The organism is Paucilactobacillus oligofermentans DSM 15707 = LMG 22743, from assembly GCF_001434315.1.
GTDB classification, from domain to species: domain Bacteria; phylum Bacillota; class Bacilli; order Lactobacillales; family Lactobacillaceae; genus Paucilactobacillus; species Paucilactobacillus oligofermentans.
Map to the genome: position 1 here is coordinate 1 of NZ_AZFE01000020.1, position 2,943 is coordinate 2,943.

The following is a 2,943-nucleotide window of genomic DNA, read 5'->3' on the forward strand; positions in this document are numbered from 1 at the left end:
CAACGAGGTTTTGTCTGTTTATCAACGAGGTTTTGTCTGTTTATCAACGAGGTTTTTAATGGTGATCGTTGATAAACAATCGTTGATTTTATATAATAGTTGTGGAGGTGTGCTTATGAGCAATGAACTTATAAAATATGATCCTGAACTTAATACCATTCCGTTACGTAAATTCACCCCTATTGAAATGAATCTATTTTTTTCAATTATTTCTCGTATGCGTGATAAGGGAGATCAGACAGTTAGATTTTCTTTTGAACAACTTAAAGATTTGAGCAACTATAAACCGACTGCAAATAATCGCTTTGAAGATGATATTCAAAGAACTTATGAAAAGTTAATGGGACTTCATTTTGGAAGACGTAGTAAATCTGGATTAAATAGAGAAATGTTTGTTATGTTTACTAAATTCAGAATTGTTGGTGAAACTGATTCTCCTTATATAGACATTGAAGTATATAAAGATGCTTTGCCACTTCTTAATAATTTAGACACGTGGGTTAGATATGCTTTAGCGGAATTTAGAGATCTTCGAAGCAGTTATGCTAAAACCGCTTTTAGATTGTTAAAAGGTTTCAGAACAACCGGTTATGCTTTTTTATCAAAAGAAGATTTTTTTGAGTTACTTGATATTCCTAAAAGTTATTGGAAAAAACCGGGAGACGTTGATAGATACGTTCTTAAACCAATCAGAGAAGAATTGACCCCTCTTTTTAGAGGCCTAACGGTTAGAAAAAAATATGGTAAAGGCCGCGGAAAACCAGTGATTGGGTATTCTTTTACTTGGAAGTCTGAAAAGAAAAACGCTAATGACTTCTCACAAGGCCAAATACAAGATGAGCGTCAAAAGCTTTTTAATATTCAGCATAATGGTGAATTAACAGAGCAGGAAAAATGGCGCGCCATTGACAAGGTTAAGGGGTTAACTTTAGGCTCTACTGAGAAACAAGCATTGGCTGATAAACAGGCCGAGCACGATAAAAAAATAAGAGATCAAGCAAGACAAGAAGCACTTGCTGAACTCCGAAAGGGGTTTGGAAATCATGCCTAAAACAATTAGAGAACTTGCTGATGAATTGAAGGTCTCTAAACAAACTATTCAATATCACTACCAAAGACTACCAACAAAGAACCAACAAAAAGATAGTCAAGGTACAAACATGATCAGCCCTACAGCTGAAAGGATTATTAGAGACAAAGTATCAAAGCCTTTGGTAGCAAAGAACCAACAAACAGGTAGCAAAAAAGCGACAAAGACTAGCAAAGAAAATAATGAGCTAATCGCTACTCTAAGAGGAGAAGTAGCAGATTTAAAGTCTCAACGTGACCAACAACTTGTTACCAAAGATCAGCAAATAAGTAGCAAAGATCGACAAATAGATCATCTAACCAAATTGGTAGATCAGCAGCAACGCCTAGCCTTACAAGATAAAAAGTTGCTAGAAGAATACAAGGCGGAGAACGACAATCTCAAAGCTCTTAACATGCCCTCACAGGACACGAAAGAGGTACAAAATGAAGTAGAAGAGACAACAGAACCTCTTAGAAAGTGGTGGCAGATATGGAAATAATTAAAACTGTAAAGGATAGATCCCCCATATTACTTGGGCTTGTGATTGCTTTAATGGTTTCTGTTGTTTTAATCATTGCAGGTTTTAAAGTGAAGAGTCAAAGCCTAATTACTAGTGTATTATTATGGATAATTGGTGTGGTGGGAATACTAATTTGTTTATATCTTATTCTGTTCTCAATCTTTTTTGGCATGAATTGGTAATAGGAGTAATCACTAATGTTCATAAGGTGTAAAAAAGCTTTGACAAATTATTTTTATTTTTATTTCAAAAGACATTAGGCTGAATGAATTCAATCTTCTTGATATACTAGATTCATGAAAGGAGACATTATGGAGATAGGTAAACGGATAAGAGAGTATCGAAAAATTTATAATCTTTCCCAAGAACAATTGGCGGACAAGATTTTTGTTTCACGTCAAACCGTATCTAATTGGGAAAATAACAAAACATATCCAGACATACAAATCATTGTTTCGTTGTCTATTCTATTTAATGTTTCTTTAGATGAATTAATTCGAGAAGATTTGGAGGAAATGAAGATGAAGATTAGTAATAACAAAGCTAATAAACGAGCTGATATTTATTCTTTAATAATGATTTGTTCAACAATATTAGCCAGTCTATCTATTGGTTTAGTAGTAGCATTACCAGAATCAAAATTTATATGGATAGTTCCAGTTACTTTATTTTTACCTGCGTTATGGAGTTCTTTTGTTTTAGAAAAATTCAAAAGGAATAATGACTTGAAAACTTATAAGGAGATTTTAGCATTTTCACAAAATAAGGATGTAGAAGTTTTAAGAAAAAAAAGAGACGCTAGAAGAACACGGATTGAAAAAGGGATTATTGTTTTAGGCTATGCAGGTCTTACACTGTTGATTTGTTTAATGGCTATATTTATTGCAAATTTTTTTAAATAATAAAAATTCCTAAAAATAAGCAAAAGAGAACGACAAAATTAGTCGTTCTCTTTTTTCCATTTTTCAGGTTTTTGTTCATTGACAACATGGGCAAACATTTTTAAAAGACTTTCCGTGTCTTCAATGCTTAAGTGTTCACACTCAAAATACTTTTCAAGCAAGGCGCCTTTTTGTATTAATCGACGAGAACGTTCTTTTCGTTTTTTAGAGTTTTCGTAATACTTTGATTGACGGAGTTTAAAATCTTCATTTTCAATAGCGAGGTGACCTATGATGTAGTCGATAGCTATGAAAAAATGATGGATAAATTATCTTAAAAAATGTAAACAGGGACCATAACTAACAAATAACCCCTCAAAAACATTGAAAGAATAGCCCCCAATATCTACATTATAGATATTGGGGGCTATTTTAATTTATTTTTTTATAAGTGCCCCTAAACTATAGCT

The 2,943-nt window shown here is 33.0% G+C and carries 4 protein-coding genes; 3 read left to right on the forward strand and 1 reads right to left on the reverse strand.

The features are described 5' to 3' along the window. Positions 1–115 precede the first annotated feature (115 nt). The 3 genes from FC70_RS02580 (at position 116) to FC70_RS02595 (ending at position 2,494) form a co-directional block, all read left to right on the forward strand. Positions 116–1,051 (forward strand): replication initiation protein, encoded by a 936-nt coding sequence (locus FC70_RS02580; protein WP_057889469.1) that lies wholly within the window; start codon positions 116–118, stop codon positions 1,049–1,051. Beyond that, positions 1,044–1,571 (forward strand): replication protein RepB, encoded by a 528-nt coding sequence (locus FC70_RS02585; protein ID WP_057889466.1) that lies wholly within the window; start codon positions 1,044–1,046, stop codon positions 1,569–1,571. The genes FC70_RS02580 and FC70_RS02585 overlap by 8 nt, the downstream gene beginning before the upstream one ends. Positions 1,572–1,888: 317 nt before the next feature. Continuing rightward, positions 1,889–2,494, forward strand: a complete 606-nt coding sequence (locus FC70_RS02595) for a helix-turn-helix domain-containing protein (protein WP_083478608.1) — start codon at positions 1,889–1,891, stop codon at positions 2,492–2,494. A gap of 38 nt (positions 2,495–2,532) precedes the next feature. Here FC70_RS02595 and FC70_RS09335 read toward each other — a convergent pair whose 3' ends face one another. After that, positions 2,533–2,799 (reverse strand): hypothetical protein, encoded by a 267-nt coding sequence (locus tag FC70_RS09335; RefSeq protein ID WP_083478609.1) that lies wholly within the window; start codon positions 2,797–2,799, stop codon positions 2,533–2,535. Between the last annotated feature and the right edge of the window lie 144 nt (positions 2,800–2,943).